The organism is Portibacter lacus (genome assembly GCF_021533215.1).
In the GTDB taxonomy this organism is placed as follows: domain Bacteria; phylum Bacteroidota; class Bacteroidia; order Chitinophagales; family Saprospiraceae; genus Portibacter; species Portibacter lacus.
Genome location: NZ_JAJNKA010000008.1, coordinates 19691 through 36168 on the forward strand (window position 1 = coordinate 19691; position 16478 = coordinate 36168).

Annotated in this window: 16 protein-coding genes and 1 pseudogene; 14 read left to right on the forward strand and 3 right to left on the reverse strand. The window is 37.1% G+C overall.

Annotation, left to right across the window (positions count from 1 at the left end; all coding sequences use genetic code 11):
• Nucleotides 1-252 precede the first annotated feature (252 nt).
• The 5 genes and pseudogenes from L2586_RS14470 to L2586_RS14485 all read left to right on the forward strand — a co-directional run bounded on the left by L2586_RS14470 (nt 253) and on the right by L2586_RS14485 (nt 5798).
• Nucleotides 253-546, forward strand: a complete 294-nt coding sequence (locus L2586_RS14470) for an EF-hand domain-containing protein (RefSeq protein ID WP_235293632.1) — start codon at nt 253-255, stop codon at nt 544-546.
• 38 nt (nt 547-584) lie between these two features.
• A complete protein-coding gene (locus tag L2586_RS14475) occupies nt 585-920 on the forward strand; it encodes a hypothetical protein (RefSeq protein ID WP_235293633.1) in 336 nt (111 codons plus the stop codon).
• A 285-nt stretch (nt 921-1205) separates the two neighbouring features.
• On the forward strand, nt 1206-4769 hold the full coding sequence (locus L2586_RS14480; protein ID WP_235293634.1) for a choice-of-anchor I family protein: 3564 nt from the start codon (nt 1206-1208) through the stop codon (nt 4767-4769).
• A gap of 150 nt (nt 4770-4919) precedes the next feature.
• Nucleotides 4920-5026: pseudogene (locus L2586_RS24845) on the forward strand (glyoxalase); the annotation flags it as partial.
• A gap of 79 nt (nt 5027-5105) precedes the next feature.
• Nucleotides 5106-5798, forward strand: coding sequence for a hypothetical protein (locus tag L2586_RS14485; RefSeq protein ID WP_235293635.1), 693 nt, complete (start codon nt 5106-5108; stop codon nt 5796-5798).
• A 25-nt stretch (nt 5799-5823) separates the two neighbouring features.
• Here L2586_RS14485 and L2586_RS14490 read toward each other — a convergent pair whose 3' ends face one another.
• Entirely contained in the window at nt 5824-6474 is a 651-nt protein-coding gene (locus L2586_RS14490) for a hypothetical protein (RefSeq protein ID WP_235293636.1), read from the reverse strand.
• Between the two features lie 173 nt (nt 6475-6647).
• Between L2586_RS14490 and L2586_RS14495 the strand changes: the two genes are divergently transcribed.
• The 9 genes from L2586_RS14495 to L2586_RS14535 all read left to right on the forward strand — a co-directional run bounded on the left by L2586_RS14495 (nt 6648) and on the right by L2586_RS14535 (nt 11939).
• Nucleotides 6648-7493: an alpha/beta hydrolase gene (locus L2586_RS14495; protein ID WP_235293637.1), complete on the forward strand. Its 846-nt coding sequence runs from the start codon at nt 6648-6650 to the stop codon at nt 7491-7493.
• A 3-nt stretch (nt 7494-7496) separates the two neighbouring features.
• Nucleotides 7497-7880 (forward strand): hypothetical protein, encoded by a 384-nt coding sequence (locus tag L2586_RS14500; protein WP_235293638.1) that lies wholly within the window; start codon nt 7497-7499, stop codon nt 7878-7880.
• 51 nt (nt 7881-7931) lie between these two features.
• A complete protein-coding gene (locus L2586_RS14505) occupies nt 7932-8285 on the forward strand; it encodes a tRNA-binding protein (RefSeq protein WP_235293639.1) in 354 nt (117 codons plus the stop codon).
• 197 nt (nt 8286-8482) lie between these two features.
• Nucleotides 8483-9028 (forward strand): RNA polymerase sigma factor, encoded by a 546-nt coding sequence (locus tag L2586_RS14510; RefSeq protein WP_235293640.1) that lies wholly within the window; start codon nt 8483-8485, stop codon nt 9026-9028.
• A 31-nt stretch (nt 9029-9059) separates the two neighbouring features.
• The gene (locus tag L2586_RS14515) at nt 9060-9359 is read left to right on the forward strand and encodes a hypothetical protein (protein ID WP_235293641.1); all 300 of its coding nucleotides are present in this window, start codon (nt 9060-9062) and stop codon (nt 9357-9359) included.
• The gene (locus L2586_RS14520) at nt 9359-9838 is read left to right on the forward strand and encodes a hypothetical protein (RefSeq protein ID WP_235293642.1); all 480 of its coding nucleotides are present in this window, start codon (nt 9359-9361) and stop codon (nt 9836-9838) included. Before L2586_RS14515 ends, L2586_RS14520 begins: the two co-directional genes overlap by 1 nt.
• A gap of 41 nt (nt 9839-9879) precedes the next feature.
• Complete coding sequence (locus tag L2586_RS14525; RefSeq protein WP_235293643.1) at nt 9880-10701, forward strand: YHYH protein; 822 nt, start codon at nt 9880-9882, stop codon at nt 10699-10701.
• A complete protein-coding gene (locus L2586_RS14530; RefSeq protein ID WP_235293644.1) occupies nt 10688-11296 on the forward strand; it encodes a toxin-antitoxin system YwqK family antitoxin in 609 nt (202 codons plus the stop codon). The genes L2586_RS14525 and L2586_RS14530 overlap by 14 nt, the downstream gene beginning before the upstream one ends.
• Nucleotides 11286-11939 (forward strand): SCO family protein, encoded by a 654-nt coding sequence (locus L2586_RS14535; RefSeq protein ID WP_235293645.1) that lies wholly within the window; start codon nt 11286-11288, stop codon nt 11937-11939. The genes L2586_RS14530 and L2586_RS14535 overlap by 11 nt, the downstream gene beginning before the upstream one ends.
• Before the next feature lie 1942 nt (nt 11940-13881).
• On the opposite strand, the gene L2586_RS14540 is transcribed toward L2586_RS14535, so the two are convergent.
• Both L2586_RS14540 and L2586_RS14545 read right to left on the reverse strand, forming a co-directional pair.
• Nucleotides 13882-15240: a pyridoxal-phosphate dependent enzyme gene (locus tag L2586_RS14540; RefSeq protein WP_235293646.1), complete on the reverse strand. Its 1359-nt coding sequence runs from the start codon at nt 15238-15240 to the stop codon at nt 13882-13884.
• Nucleotides 15241-15274: 34 nt separating this feature from the next.
• Nucleotides 15275-16468: a LysM peptidoglycan-binding domain-containing protein gene (locus L2586_RS14545; RefSeq protein ID WP_235293647.1), complete on the reverse strand. Its 1194-nt coding sequence runs from the start codon at nt 16466-16468 to the stop codon at nt 15275-15277.
• Nucleotides 16469-16478: the final 10 nt, after the last annotated feature.

The window sequence follows — 16478 nt, forward strand, 5'->3', positions numbered from 1 at the left end:
AATCAACATTGACATAGAAAAAAAGTTAACGTCTCGCGAAGGATTTTTAAAAACTGAAGGTCTAAAAGGAAGTTGACAGTCAAATTTGATTTAACAAAGTAAAATCTAGAGTTAAAAAATAGCTCAAGTCTTAAAAACAATTTTCAAAAACTTATAGACTTTATGAATGCCGTTCGAGGTGTTAATAAGCTTCCATACACATTTTTATGTTCACTGAGAATGGTGTTCATGGAGTCTAACAAAACATAATAAATGAAAAATATCGTAAAAAGAATCGTGTTAGCTTCAGTTCTTTTGACTGCAGTAGCATGTGGAACCCAGAAAAATACTTCGAACAATAATGAAAGAGGAGGACCGCCCAATTCATCTCAATTATTAGCTGAAATGGATGCTAATAAATACGGCAAACTTGCAAAATCAGAAGTAAAGGGTCCGCTTCAAAATGATTTTGCAAAAATTGATAGTAATCACGATGGTTTTATCACTAAAGCAGAATTAGATAAAGCGCCTAAACCACAGAGAGGACAGGGGCCACGTCAAAACTAACTAGCGGTTGTAAAGGATAACTTAAATAATGATGGATAGTGTGCTTTGTATCTTTTGGTTGGTACAGGCACTTGATCATGCAAGCCCAAACCGTAACGAGTACTAGTGCTGTTCAACCAACAGTTGAAAAAGCTACGTCTAAGCCGGCCAGCTGTGATCCTGTGGCCTGTGCTGCTATGGTAACTGCAGGTCTTTGTACTAAGGAAGAAGCTGCCAAGTGTAAAGCTAAGACTGGAACAACTAAAGTTGCATCCGTGAAAATGGAGCGTTCGGAAGCGAGTGCAGTGACAGTTTCAGAAAGTGAAGCCAGTAGCGCAAAAATTTCATCTTGTGCTAAAACTTGTGCAAAGGCTGCTAAGAAAAGTAATCCTTAATTTTGCATTTACTGCAAGTTTAGAGGCTGGATGATTAACCGATCATCCAGTTTTTTTTGTGATCGCTGGAAATATTTGATCCTAAGATTGATCATATTTAGTAACAAACTTTCATTGTAATTTAAGTTGTTATAATTAGCCATCACAATCTTTCAATGCGCATTTAATTTTACATCGATAATGACTATAGATCAGACTTCTTAAGTCAGACTTAAACTAGATTTAACTTGCTAATAACATACTGATTTTACATTCGTGGTTTTAATAATATGAAACTAAATTATAATGAAAACAGTATTTACTTACCTTTTATTTGTCATTTTAATTGCTCCTGGGTTCAGTCAATTGCAGACTGCAGATATAGCATTTACAGGCTTTAATGCTGATGGAGATGATGATATTGCATTTGTTGCTTTTAGCGATATTCCTGCTAATACAACGATTTATTTTTGTGATTCTGAATGGAATGGAGACTCCTTTGGGGATGATGAAAATGATGTTATATGGATTTCTGGAGACCAAGATATTCTTGCTGGAACAATTATTCAGATTAATCATCTAGACGGAGAAATTGAAGTTAACCATGGTAGTGTCAGTGGAGGTACTGGTCTTTCCAAGAATGGTGATGCGCTTTTTGCCTATATCGGCACAGACATTCGTCAACCAAGTACCTTTTTATCTGCGATTTCTAATATCTCATCTGGATTCGGCGACTTGACTGGAACTGGATTGAAATTAGGATTCACAGCAATTGTTTTAACTGAAACAGCTGATGTAGCAGCATATAGCGGTCCAAGATCAGGTATCGATGCCAATGGCTATTTTTCATATATCAATGATATGGAAAATTGGGATATTCAGGATACAGATGATGATAATGATCACAATGATGCTGTTGCTCCAGATCTTCCTTTCAGTACAGAAGCATTTATATTTTCAGATACAGATGTGACACCTCCTTATGTTTTGGATATTGAGGTGATTTCTTCTTCAATATTAAATGTATATTTTTCTGAAGCTTTAACTGAAATTTCTGCAACTCATCTAGAAAATTATGTTTTCACTCCAAATATTGGAATTTCAGAGGTCATTTATGATGATGAAACCAAGGCTGTTACGATTAGTCATGAAGGCTTATTCAATGGGATTTCAACCGTATTGGAAATATCAAATTTGGAAGATACCAGTGGCAACAAAATGACTTCAGTCTATACTAGTGAAGGATTTTTCTTAAATACTTCATCTCCGGAATTGCTTATTACGGAGATCATGTACAATGTACCTGTTGATTTTGATGATGATGTGGAATTTCTGGAAATTTTAAATAATGGTGATGATGAAGCGCAATTGGGAGGAATAATTGTAAAGGACGAAGGAAACTTTGTATTTACTTTTCCAGAAATGATCCTTGCACCAGGAGCTACCGTATTGTTAGCTACCAATAAAGAAGTTGCAGATACATTTTATAATGCGGAATTTATCGATATGGTTGCTAATTCAGGCAACATGCTAGGAAATGGGGGCGAATTATTGCAGATCATCAATACGAATGATGAAGTTTTATTCGAAGTAGAATACGATGATGCTGATCTATGGGATGCATCTGCAGACGGATCAGGACCTTCTCTTGAACTGATTAATCCAGATCTTGAAGCGAATGATGGCAGTAACTGGAAAGCATCCACAACCTTAGTGAAAAATGTAGATGGTGTGGATATTTTCGCATCGCCAGGAATGTACACACCAGTTGTGGTAGCAACGGTTTCTTTTACAGAACAATTTGTTTCGCAAAGTGAGAATGGAGGTGTTTTTTTAGTTGATGTTGGACTTACTGATTCCACTGAAGATACAGCACGGGTGAGTGTAACTTTAATTGAAAACCTTACCAATGCATCGGTTACTGACTATGTATTCGCAGATACGGTGATTACTTTTTTACCTGAAGGAGATTTAATCCAAACGATAAGTATAACGCTGAATGACAACTCATTAGAAGAGATGGATAAGATGATTGTTCTAAGTTTAAGTGATGCTGAAAACTGCCTTTTAGGTGGAAATACTGATTTCGTAGGATATATTCTTGATGATGAAGAAAGTGCTCCAGTAGGTGCAAACACTTTAGGGATGGAATATGTGGGCAGTTATTTAGTAGATGTAGAGGGAACTGCCGAAATAGTTGCATATGATAGTTCTTCACAGCGACTATTTGTTTTAAATTCAGAAGCTGTAAAAGTCGAAGTTTTAGATTTTAGTGATCCATTAAATATAACAGAAATCGCTGAATTAGATATGTCTAATTATGGTGCAGGCGCTACCAGTGTGGCTGTCCACGACGGTATTGTTGCAGCGACAGTGGAAAATGGGCCTGATGCTGATGGCGTTGTGGTTTTGTTTGATATAAATGGAATTGAAATCACGAATTTGTTAGTAGGGAATTTACCCGACATGGTGACTTTCACTCCTGCGGGCGATTATATTCTTATTGCCAATGAAGGGCAGCCAGCTGATGAATATAGCGTAGACCCTGAAGGAAGTATATCTATGATTGATATTTCCGCAGATATCGAAAACGTTACTCAGGAAGATGTTTTGAATATTAATTTTAATGCTTTCGATCAAGATTCATTGGCCTTAGTAAATGCTGGTGTTCGTATTTTTGGATTAGGATCTTCTGTTTCTCAGGACTTAGAACCTGAATTTATTACCATTTCAGATGATGGTTCATATGCTTGGATAAGTCTACAAGAAAACAATGCCATTGCGGTTCTTAATCTGGAAACTAAAACTATAGAAAAGTTTTTTCCACTAGGAGCGAAAGACCATTCTCTGCCAGCTAATGTCTTAGACGTTTCTGATGATACAGATGATATTATATTTTCAACCCACCCAGTAAAAGGACTATTTATGCCAGATGCTATTGCTAATTATACGGTGGATGGTGTTACTTATATTGTAACTGCTAATGAAGGTGATCAGCGCGAGTATGGAGTTATAGATGAAGACGTTAGCATAGGCGATGGTAGTTATATTCTTGATACTGAAGCTTTCCCACATGCAGAAATTATGAAGAAGGATTATGTGCTTGGACGATTAGCAGTTTCACCTTATTCAGGAGATACTGATGGAGATGGAGATTTTGATGAAATATATGTGTTTGGTGGGAGATCATTCAGTATTTGGAATTCAAGTACTGGTGCTCTTGAATACGATAGTGGTAGTGATTTTGAGAAAATTACGGCCAATGATTCTGTATATGGTGAATTATTTAATGCCAGTAATTCGAATAATAATTTTAAAAATAGAAGTGACAATAAAGGTCCTGAGCCTGAAGGTGTTACAATTGCAACAATAGGTGAGAAATTTTATGCTTTTATCACCCTAGAAAGAACTGGTGGTGTGATGGTTTACGATATTACGGATCCAACGGCAGCATTTTTTGAAACCTACATCAATAGCAGGCAATTAGGTGATGACGAGGGAGGCGACCTAGGTCCAGAGGGTATTATTTATATAACACCAGCGTCTAGTCCGATTGATACGGCAATGGTTGTTGTCGCGAATGAGGTAAGTTCTACAATAAGTATATATTACTTGAAGAATGTGAGTAACGAGGTTTCGTCTACGGAAAACTTGGCGAAGCTGAATTTTGATGAACTTCATATTTACCCGAACCCTACTGCGTCTAAGATTTTCTTCGATCAACCGACTACCTTTACAATTTATGACATGTCAGGTGTCAGAATTATAAATGCAGAAAATAAAGCATTTGTTGATCTTTCAGGAATAGCAAGTGGCCACTATATTGTGGTAACTAATGATGGAAAGAAGGCCAAGTTAATTATTGAATAATTAGTATTTATAACTAGGGTAAGAAAGCCATCTCATTACGTTTTGAGATGGCTTTTTTATAGGTCAATGTTTTCAGTCCTCCTCCCCCCATTTGTCCAAACTTCTTAAAATATGTTCGAGAGATTCTCCTCTTTTACTGAGTTGATATCGATTAGAGAATATTATCCAGAAGATAAACCATTTAAAATGTGGTAGAAGATCTATCCGGAATAGTGTTTGAAATATACATCCATAGTTATGAGTTAACTTATTCGTAAGGTTCTTATGTAAAGTAGTTGAATTTCAAATAAAATAAGTAATTTGGTATTCTGTCTTTTGTTATTCAAAAATAGAATTATGAAAAAATCGCTAATTGTTTCTCCAGCTCCAGATTTAAAAAAATCTTTAGATTTCTATAGGCGTTTAAATTTTTTCGAATTCGAATCGGAAGGACGTCAATATGTAGCAGATAAGGAATATATTATTGAGCTGGATTCTTCTAAACATGCGAGAGCGGGATTAAAATTTTTCAAGAAGGATTGGCTCGATACAGTGAGGCAATTGCGCACATTAACAGAGGTTATTAGAATAGATAATGGCTACTTACTGGCTGATTTTACGGGAATGTGGATCTACCTCGTGGAAAGTATGGAGGGTGTGGGAATTCCAGTGGTTCTGGAGAAACAATCTGGATTAGGGAGTATTGCTGGCTTGAGTCTAGAGGGAATCTCAATTGCACAGATGAATAAGATATGGAAGATTTTGGGCTTTGAAAAGACGATGGGAGATGAAACTGCTGGATGGATGTCTATCAAAAATGACGATGGATTTACGATCAGTCTAATGGGAGCGAATGCCTGTCCACATTTATTTTTTAATCCATCCTTGACTTATTTTAATGGAACTGATAATCTGGATGTCATACAAAATATTAGAACACTGAATATCCCATTTACAGAAGAAATCACCGCTTTCAATAAGGATGGAATTGTTGATAACGTTATCATCAGAGATCCTGGCGGTTTGGGATACTTTATTTTTAGTGATTAGTTACGTTAGCCTATAAAAAGGCTTTTTAATTCAAGACTGTACTTTCGAATGTTTTTATGAATGTATCTCCATATTTGTTTTCGAGAAAATATTGCACTTGCTCACTAGTAACGGAAAGTACTTTCTTATCCATCTTTATTGTTGGACAATTTACCAAAAAAGAAATTTTATTAAGCGGAAAGTATAGCATTAACTCCTTAGCGATTCTTAAGATGCAACTATAAAGATATGGTTTGATATTTTCTTTTCTCTCCTCAAGGGTTAAAGGTCTTTTTAACAAATCAGCACCGTCTAATTCATAATGGAATTGAGGAGTAACTTGATCTGGACGGAAATCTAAAATGATTTCAGCTGAATTTTCGGAAAACCTCGATCTGTAATTGTGCCCCATATTCGTAATAATTTCTAAAGGCTCGAAGTGGTCTAAGATACTATGCATGGCATGGATGTCACCATTATTTGCGTCCTGAAACCAAGTAGAAAAGTATTCATCTGATTTATGAATATTCACTTCTTCAAGTGTTGTACCGTAGAAATGTAGCGTATTTAAAGTGTGCTGATGTTTTTGAAGTTTTGCAAGATAATCCAGCGCTTTCTCCTTTTTGATGTTGGCAATTTTTTCTGCCAATTTCTGATCTATAACCGCTTCTGTAATTTTTTTAGTCTGTTCTTGCATTATTTGACTTTTTGTATTGGTCATTTAAAGTTAGGAATAAATATTAAATATCGCGATCTCATATATCTACTAAGCTTATAAATAATAAAAGTACATTAAGGGAAGAATACAATGAAGTAATCCATTTCTTATTCTATTTTTATCATTATTATTAAAATTTGATCAAGATCAGCATGAAAGCGATTATCACTTCAGCCTTATTTTTACTATTTATTTCCATTTGTGCAGCCCAGGAATTGGTGCTCTATAAGCAAGTGGATACTGCCAAGTTGTATTTAGAATTGCGCTATCCTGATAATTTTGACCGGGAAAAAACTTATCCAGCCATGGTTTTCTTTTTTGGTGGTGGATGGAATGGTGGAAATCGAAATCAATTTTATGAGCAAGCGAACTACTTTGCGAAAAGAGGGATTGTTTGTTTTCTTGCAGATTATCGGACGAAGAAAAGCGATGGAGTTTCGCCATTCGAATGTGTGAAAGATGCAAAATCTGCCGTTCGCTTTATTCGTAAAAATGCGGAAAAGTTTTCGATCGATCCTTCGAAACTGATTGCTTCTGGTGGTTCAGCCGGAGGACATTTAGCAGCCGCTACTGGAATGATTGAGCTATATAATGAGGAAACGGATGATCTTGCCGTTAGCTGTGTACCTAATGCTTTGGTGCTTTTTAATCCTGTAATTGATAATGGGCCTGCTGGTTATGGTTTCGAAAGAATAGGCGAGGCGTACAAGGATTTTTCGCCATTGCACAATGTACAGAAAGGAGATCCGCCGACTATATTTTTCTTTGGAACCGTAGATTACACGACCACATTGGAGAGTATGAAATATTTCGAAATGGTAATGAATAAGGTAGGTAGCCAATGTAAGTTGAAACTTTACGAAGGTGAGAAGCATGGATTTTTCAATTACAAAAATCTTGCGCTTTTTAAAGATACGGTCTGGGAAGCGGATCAATTTTTAAGTTCACTTGGTTTTATCAAAGCAGTACCATCCGGAGATCCATATTTTAAGGAATAATCTATGGATTTATCTAATCTAAATTCTAGACAATTTTTTCTGGTGGATGGAATCGGAGCGATTATTTCTGCATCGTTTTTAGGACTTATTTTAAGTCAATTTGAATCCTTAATTGGCATGCCGCGTAAGGTATTAATTGAACTCGCTATTCCAGCTTGCTTTTTCGCGGTCTATTCATTGATATGTTATTTTTCGAATCTTAAAAATTGGCAACCTTACCTAAAAGCTATAGCTATTGCTAATATTTTATATTGTATCCTGACGCTAACATTGATGATCATTTATAGCAGAAGTCTTACTTATCTTGGATACTTATATTTCATTGTAGAAATTATTATTGTTGTTGGTCTGGCCAGACTAGAATGGAAGAAAGCCAATGAAAAGTGAAATTTGATAATTTGATTTTTTATACATTGACCTAAATAAAATATACGCCATATGAATAATGAAAATTCAGTTCAAGAAACGCTCTCGTGGAAGGAATTCATGAAGGTAGAAATGCGTGTTGGAACCATCATTTCAGCGGAAGGCTTTCCAGAGGTGAGAAATCCTGCTTATAAATTAATTGTTGATTTTGGTCCACTGGGAACGCGAAAAACTTCAGCGCAGATTACCAAACTGTATTCCCCTGAAGAACTGGTAGGCCAGCAAGTGATTGCTGTTGTTAATTTTCCGCCGAAGCAGATTGCTAATATCATGAGTGAATGTTTAGTGATGGGCGCGGTTGATGGTAAAGAAGTAACGCTTATAAAACCCGGAAAGAAAGTGGAGAATGGAATGAGGGTAGGGTAATGGTCAATTTTTGATCCATTATCTCTGAATGTGCAATGTTCAATTTGTTGATTTTCGAGTGTATGGAGAACTACAAATTTCCAAGCTTACACAATAAATTATTCTAGAATGTCCTTTTTAAATGCATAGTTTTACCTTTGAATAGGTAAAGCATCTCTTTCAATCATAGAAATAAATTTTTGGGCAAAGCAAACGAATTGATAAAACTTATAGGAGAAGGTGATCGAGATGCCTTCCAGAAGCTGTATCAATTGTTCAGTGAAAAAGTCTATAACACTGCGATCAGTTACACACATAACAGTAGCGATGCAGAAGAAGTAGCTCAAGATGTCTTCACCAGTGTATTTCGAAATGCTTCAAAATTTCAAGGTAATTCTGAAGTTAGTACATGGATTTATAGAATAACGGTTAATACGTCACTCAATAAAATTAAGAAGGGTAAACGATTTTCTTTCCTTAAGTTTGGAGAGCAGGAATATGATGTTCCTGATTTTGAGCATCCTGGTGCTTTAATGGAACAAAAGGAGCACTCGGCAAGCTTGTTTAAGGCGATCGATAAGTTACCGGAGTCTCAGAAAACAGCGTTTATATTGAGTTATATAGAAGAGTTACCACGGCAAGAAGTGGCGGATGTGATGGAGGTTACATTAAAGTCTGTGGAATCACTTTTGCAGAGAGGAAAGTCCAATTTGAGAAAAAATTTAGAAAATATTTATCCTAACCGCAGGAAATCAAAGAAATGAATGTCTAATATGTAATAAAGCATCCTAAAAAATGAAAAATGACAAAGAAAAATGGGTAAATGATGTTCTGAATAGTATGGAAGGAAGCAGGCGAGCTAAGCCTAGTCCTGAACTTTTCGACCAAATATTACAGGAGATTGATCGCCCAGAGACACAAGTATTAACGATGCCGCATTGGAGCAGAATTGCTGCCGTTGCCGCGTTATTGATTATGGGCAATGTATTTGCTGTCCAGCAAATATCTCAAAGTAGATATTCCGATTTGAGCGAAGTGAGTTCTAGTGATTCGGATAATTACATGCTTGTTTCTGATTATAAAATTTACGAGTAATGAAAGCATTGAATTTTTACAAGATAAGCACCATAGCATTATTGCTTGTTAATGTGGCAATGATTACTTTTTTCCTTATAACTCGACATGGGCCACCACCTAATCGAGGAAATAAAGGAATGGTTAAATCTGCAAGAGACATCATGAACCTAAGCGGTGATCAAGATGAACAGTTTATTATGTTTGCAGATAAGCATAAAGAGCAAATGCAATCCCTTAATAAGAATCAAAGAAAGCAGTTAAGAGCTTACTTTGAATTGGTAAGTCATTCGTCTGAACAGACTAATAAAGAGGAAGTGATGGAGATGATATTAAGTCTTGAAAAGCAGAAAATCGAGTCAACTTACAATCATTTTGAAGAAATAAAAGGTACTTTAAAGGAGGAGCAATATGCTGATTTCGAAGAGTTTAAGAGAAAAGCGCTAGTGTTTATTCTACTCAATGAAAATAAAAAAGGTCCACCACCGAAGGAAAAGTAAAAAGCCTTTGTCTAAAAGGGAAATAACTAAAAAATATAACAATGAAGTATTTTGTTTTTTTCCTTTTGATAGTTCTTGGATTGACATCCGTATTTGTTTCATGTCAGAAAGATGATAACACTGAAGATATGGAAGAAACCGAGGCAACGTTACATCCAGCTTTTGAAGAATTTGATAATGACAATTTCTCAATTTATTTGGATGGAGATGAAGTAGTCTTAGAATCTAATGGATTACCTAATCACACATCACCTTATTGGTCGAATACCACGGAAAGAAATGTAATCGATCCGATGGGGAATTCCTTGACAACTGAAGCTGCTTCTGAAAATCATGCCTTATTTGTTGAACCTACAGTAACTTCTTATGCGCAAATGGCGCCAGGGAATATTGATGATTTTAATGGTAGTTATACTTTAAGAATTCCAGCAAATCCTGTATTGGCTTCTTCTTCCAGTTCTACTGGTTTAGGAGCAATAGGAATTGCGGTTAGTGGTTCTATGATTTATAATGATGAAGAAGGACCTAATGTTCCTTTAGATGATGCAGTGGGATCTTTAGATTATACTGCAGCACATACAGGGCCACAAAGTTACCACTACCACTTAGAAACTAAAGCTTGGTCTAATGATGACGAAGCATTAATAGGAGTCATTTCTGATGGTTTCTTTCTGTATGGAAGAAAATGTAATTCTACAGGCACTTATCCAACAGATCTAGATGAATCAGGTGGGCATACAAGTACGACACAACATGCTACAGATGCTGAATATCACTACCATATTCAGAATGAATTGTACTTGAATGCATACTATATTTTATTCCCTGGAGATTATCAAGGAACACCGAATGCAATTCAATAACATCATATCCATTTTATTACTCTTACTTTCTTTCACCGCTTGCCAAAAAGCAAGTAGTGAAGAAAGCGGGAGTGATCGAGAAGTAGCACTTTCTATGGTAAGTGTTCATGAAGACTCACTTATTTTAAATGCTGATAAAGGGTTGGTTTTTTATCGTGATGGGCTATTTAGTGGAAGAGCCGTAAGGTATTATGAGAATGGATACTTATCAGTTGCTAAGGATTATGTCGAAGGTAAGAAGCATGGATACTATAGAAAATGGTTCGAGAATGGGATGTTGAGTTTCGAAAGTAAATATGTAGATGGTTATCAAGAAGGACGGACAGCAACATGGTGGAGTAATGGAAATCTAAGATCAGATTCAAACTATAAGGATGGAGTACCCGACGGAATTCAGTACCAGTATTATATTTCGGGTAATAAGTTTAAGAAAATGAATTTGTCAATGGGGAAAGAGGATGGATTACAACAATCCTGGAGAGAGAATGGCAAACTATATAATAATTATGAAGCAAAGAATGGCCGCATTTTTGGTTTGAAGCGTGCCAGTCTTTGTTTTCAACTGGATAATGAAATTGTTCAATATGAAGATTAAATTCGTTTTTCTGATGCTTACAATTTTTATTGTTGGCTGTAGTGAAACCCAGGAGAAAGAGAGTAGGGTGGAGACGCTTCCCTATTATAGTGAAGCTACTTTTACGCCTCATTGGCTGACTGCGGATGATGCTGAATTAGCAGATTTTCACCAGGTATCTCCTTTCAAGTTTGTAAATCAAGAAGGAGATACGATTACAGAGCAAACGTATGAAGGGAAAATTTATATTACTGACTTTTTCTTCACTACCTGTCCTGGAATTTGTCCTAAGATGACGGATAATATGGCCATTCTTCAAGAAGTATTCATGGAGGATGATGATGTGTTTTTGCTTTCTCATTCTGTAACTCCTGGATATGATTCGGTACCTGTACTGAAGGAATATGCAGAGAATAAAGGTGTGGATTCGAAGAAGTGGTCTTTGGTTACTGGAGCTAGGGAAGAAATTTATAAACTGGGTAGGCAGGATTATTTTGTAGAGGAGGACTTAGGGCTTCAGAAAGAACCTGAGGAATTTTTACATACTGAAAATTTTGTGTTGGTGGATGAACATCGGCATATTAGAGGTATCTATAATGGATTAAATAAAGCGTCTGTAAATCAGCTTATAGCTGATGTGAAGACACTGAAGAATAATAGGTAATTTTTCCAGCAAATCGTTAAGCCCAAAAATTCCTGATAACATTAAGATCGGTAAGCCGCGGGAGGCGGTGAGCGATAGCAAGGATTGGTAAGCTGAATGTGGGGTCATATGAGAAATAGTAAACCTCACAAAGCCGGTACGCTGTACCTAGAAACATCAAATCGTTAAGTCTTGACATTCCCGATAACATTTAGATCGGTAAGCCGCGGGAGGCGGTGAGCGATAGCAAGGATTGGTAAGCTGAATGTGGGGTCATATGAGAAATAAAAATCCTCACAAAGCCGGTACGCTGTACCTCTCTTATACTTTCTACGATTAGGTTACAAACAAAGTCGGTACGCCGTAGCTATAAACAGCAAATCGTTAAGCCCAGAAATTCCCGATAACATATAGATCGGTAAGCCGCAGGAGGCGGTGAGCGATAGCAAGGATTGGTGAGCTGAATGTGGTTAAAATTGAGTATCAGGAATCCACTACGGCTCATGTCATCCGCAGCCGAAAGGTATGCTTTCGTTTCGCTCCTTATTTTTGCTCTGCTATAATTCCTACGGATCATTCGTTCATTAACTGAATGTGGGTTTATATGAGAAAAAAAAATCCTCACAAAGCCGGTACGCTGTACCTCTCTTATACTTTCTACGCTTAGGTTACAAACAAAGTCGGTACGCCGTACCTATAAACAGCAAATCGTTAAGTCTTGAAATTCCCGATAACATTTAGATCGGTAAGCCGCAGGAGGCGGTGAGCGCTAGCAAGGATTGGTGAGCTGAATGTGAGTTCATATGAGAAATAGTAAACCTCGCAAAGCCGGTACGCTGTACCTATATTTACTTTCTACGATTAGGTTACAAACAAAGCCGGTACGCTGTACCTATAAACAGCAAATCGTTAAGCCCAGAAATTCCCTATAACATTTAGATCGATAAGCCGCGGGAGGCGATGTGTGTTAGCAAGGATTGCTGAGCTGAATGTGGTTAAAATTGAGTATCAGGAATCCACTACGGCTCATGTCATCCGCAGCCGAAAGGTATGCTTTCGTTTCGCTCCTTATATTTGCTCTGCTATAATTCCTACGGAACATTCGTTCATTAACTGAATGTGAGTTCATATGAGAAATAAAAATCCTCACAAAGCCGGTACGCTGTACCTCTCTTATACTTTCTACGCTTAGGTTACAAACAATGTCGGTACGCCGTACCTATAAACAGCAAATCGTTAAGCCCAGAAATTCCCGATAACATTTAGATCGGTAAGCCGCGGGAGGCGGTGAGCGATAGCAAGGATTGGTAAGCTGAATGTGGGGTCATATGAGAAATAGTAAACCTCGCAAAGCCGGTACGCTGTACCTCTCTTATACTTTCTACGCTTAGGTTACAAACAATGTCGGTACGCCGTACCTATAAACAGCAAATCGTTAAGCCCAGAAATTCCCGATAACATTTAGATCGGTAAGCCGCGGGAGGCGGTGAGCGATAGCAAGGATTGGTAAGCTGAATGTGAGTTCATATGAGAAATAAAAATCCTCACAAAGCCGGTACGCTGTACCTCTCTTATACTTTCTACGCTTAGGTTACAAACAAAGTCGGTACGCTGTACCTAGAAACAACAAATCGTTAAGCCCAGAAATTCCCTATAACATTTAGATCGGTAAGCCACGGGATGAGATGTGCGTTAGCAAGGATTGGTGAGCTGAATGTGGTTAAAATTGAGTCTTAGGAATCCACTACGGCTCATGTCATCCGCGGCCGAAAGGTATGCTTTTGTTTCACTCCTTATATTTGCTCTGCTATAATTCCAACGGAACATTCGTTCATTAACTGAATGTGGGTCGTATTAGAATTAGTTATCCTCACAACACCACTAAACTAAATCACGATCCAAACATGATTTCCCTGATCTACCGCGCAAGTCCATAAAACATACAAGAACTCTCCATTATTCGTTAAAGCGCCTGAATCAAATCATACTGCGTTACTATATGAAAATCTCCCGTATTCGACTTACTTACAACGGCAGGCACATCCTTGGAAATATACTTATTCAATTCTCGTGCAGAAAGTTGACTATCTACAATCGGAAACGGTTTCCCCATAATTTCTTTCACAGACTTATCTGCATTATTTACAGGATTCTCCAGTATGAAACTCAACACCTGACTTTCATTAATAGAACCAACGATCTCATTGTTTTCCATCACAGGCATCTGAGAAATGTCGCTTTCCTTCATCATCTGCATCGCTTTCTTCACCGTGTCACTTACTTCAATAGAAATAAACGGTTCTGCATCTTTTCTACGGATTAAATCAGCAATCGTGAAATCAGATTCTAAAAATCCTCTATCTCTCATCCAGTCATCATTGTAGATTTTTCCTACATACCGACTCCCGTGATCATGCAATATCACAACCACAACATCATCTTTGGTCAGTTTATCTTTCAATTGCAATACACCGCCAATTGCAGAACCCGCGGAATATCCCATAAACAGACCTTCTTCTTTTGCCAATCTTCTAGCAAGTACCGCTGCATCCTTATCCGATACCTTTTCGAAATAATCAATTACTCCGAAATCCACATTCTTAGGAAGAATGTCTTCACCTATTCCTTCTGTGATGTATGGATAAATCTCCTTTTCATCAAATTCACCCGTTTCATGATACTTCTTGAAAACGGAACCATAAGTGTCCACTCCCCAGATTTTAATGTTAGGATTTTTTTCTTTGAGATATTTCCCAGTTCCACTGATCGTTCCTCCTGTTCCAACACCGACCACTAAGTGTGTAATCTTTCCCTCAGTCTGTTCCCATATTTCTGGTCCAGTCGATTCGTAATGAGCAACTGTGTTCGAATGATTATCATATTGGTTAGCCCAGAAAGAATTCGGAATTTCCTTGCTTAATTTCTCAGCTACCGAGTAGTAGGAGCGTGGATCATCTGGCGTAACATTCGTAGGACATACAATTACTTCAGCGCCCATGGCCCTTAGAATATCAAATTTTTCTTTGGATTGTTTATCACTTGATGTGAAAATACACTTGTAACCTTTCACGACTGCGGCTAGCGCAATTCCCATTCCAGTGTTACCTGAAGTACATTCGATAATAGTGCCACCTGGTTTAAGCAAACCAGATTTTTCAGCGTCTTCCACCATTTTTAATGCCATCCGATCTTTAATCGAATTTCCGGGATTAAATGACTCGACCTTAGCGAGAACTAAGGCCGGTACATCTGATGTTATTTTATTTAATTTGACCATCGGCGTGTTTCCGATAGTTTCCAGTATATTATTATAATAGTCCAATGCTTCTTAATTTTCAGCAAAGGTAATTAGATTTTTACTCTCTGTATTTAACTTTTACCATAAATCTTTGATCTACGACACCTAATAGTTTTGCAACTCGTGGTGAAACAACGATAGAAACATCATCTGTATAAGTTCTCGGTGGAATATTTCCGATGACTTTTGCTTGAACTGTTTTGTTAAGCATTGGATTCGTAATTTCTATGTAACTACCTACAACTGCAGTAGGGTGGAGTGCAAACATGTTTTTTGAATTAGTAGATGTTTGATTCCATATAGCAATACCTTTTTCACTTTTGAATTTGTAAGTCGGAACTGTTTCTATTTCCGTCGATTCATTAACTAAAGGAGGCGTAATTAATTCTTCACTTTGTGCAGGTGCAGACACAATCCCCTCGAAAGATGGTTGTTCATTCGTAATATTTTCTGCTGGAACTTCCTGAATTAGTGTTCTTTCCTGAGGTACAACAGTAGTTTCTTTCTTTTCTAGCTGGTCTGAAAGTTGCACAACTTCTTTGATCTCTTTATCCTTTTTCTTTCCGAAAATCTTAGAAAAGAAACCTTGTTTCTTCTTTTTTCTTGATTCTCTTGAAACAACTCTACTTTTGTGTTCTTTTTCGCTGGTATTTTCAGCAACGAGCGGAGCAGGTGTAGTTTCTTGAGTAATCGTAGGCTTAGGAGCTACTTCTTGTTTTGCAATTACAGGCTTTGTAACCATGTCGGTAACAGTCGGTGCTTGTGTTTTATCTCCAATATTTAACCAACCTACTTGAATGATTTGATCAATTTTCAAATCGAAAGTCTTGATATTATTAATGGCTAATAAATTTTCGATCGTTTGATCAAAGTAAACTTTAGATATTCTATATAAGTTATCTTTAGGTCTTACCATATAGAAAACTGGAACGTAATCACCTCCAGTTGCTAATTCCGATGGATGCTTAATAAGAGAAGCCGCTAAAAAGGGAACTCGAATTTTTTGTCCAGCATTCATAGAATTGAAATCAATCCCTGGATTAACTGATTTTACATCTGACATTCTTTGATCAAATGTCTTAGCCAGCGTGTACACCGTTTGCTTAGGTGCCATTTCGTGGACGTAGACCTTTCCATAGTTAGGAGAAATCTGAACAATAACTCGGTCCCCAGGACTAAAAATAGGAGATTGTGCGTCTGCCGCTTGAGTTAAAATCAAAATAAAAGCGAAAAGCATGATAAACCTGTTCATGGTTCTTTAA

Excerpts from the sequence above, each read along its gene's own strand:
- L2586_RS14470 (WP_235293632.1), top strand. The coding sequence starts at position 253 with ATGAAAAATATCGTAAAAAGAATCGTGTTAGCTTCAGTTCTTTTGACT.
- L2586_RS14480 (WP_235293634.1), top strand. The coding sequence starts at position 1,206 with ATGAAAACAGTATTTACTTACCTTTTATTTGTCATTTTAATTGCTCCT.
- L2586_RS14485 (WP_235293635.1), top strand. The coding sequence starts at position 5,106 with ATGAAAAAATCGCTAATTGTTTCTCCAGCTCCAGATTTAAAAAAATCT.
- L2586_RS14490 (WP_235293636.1), bottom strand. The coding sequence starts at position 6,474 with ATGCAAGAACAGACTAAAAAAATTACAGAAGCGGTTATAGATCAGAAA.
- L2586_RS14495 (WP_235293637.1), top strand. The coding sequence starts at position 6,648 with ATGAAAGCGATTATCACTTCAGCCTTATTTTTACTATTTATTTCCATT.
- L2586_RS14500 (WP_235293638.1), top strand. The coding sequence starts at position 7,497 with ATGGATTTATCTAATCTAAATTCTAGACAATTTTTTCTGGTGGATGGA.
- L2586_RS14505 (WP_235293639.1), top strand. The coding sequence starts at position 7,932 with ATGAATAATGAAAATTCAGTTCAAGAAACGCTCTCGTGGAAGGAATTC.
- L2586_RS14515 (WP_235293641.1), top strand. The coding sequence starts at position 9,060 with ATGAAAAATGACAAAGAAAAATGGGTAAATGATGTTCTGAATAGTATG.
- L2586_RS14520 (WP_235293642.1), top strand. The coding sequence starts at position 9,359 with ATGAAAGCATTGAATTTTTACAAGATAAGCACCATAGCATTATTGCTT.
- L2586_RS14525 (WP_235293643.1), top strand. The coding sequence starts at position 9,880 with ATGAAGTATTTTGTTTTTTTCCTTTTGATAGTTCTTGGATTGACATCC.
- L2586_RS14530 (WP_235293644.1), top strand. The coding sequence starts at position 10,688 with ATGCAATTCAATAACATCATATCCATTTTATTACTCTTACTTTCTTTC.
- L2586_RS14535 (WP_235293645.1), top strand. The coding sequence starts at position 11,286 with ATGAAGATTAAATTCGTTTTTCTGATGCTTACAATTTTTATTGTTGGC.
- L2586_RS14545 (WP_235293647.1), bottom strand. The coding sequence starts at position 16,468 with ATGAACAGGTTTATCATGCTTTTCGCTTTTATTTTGATTTTAACTCAA.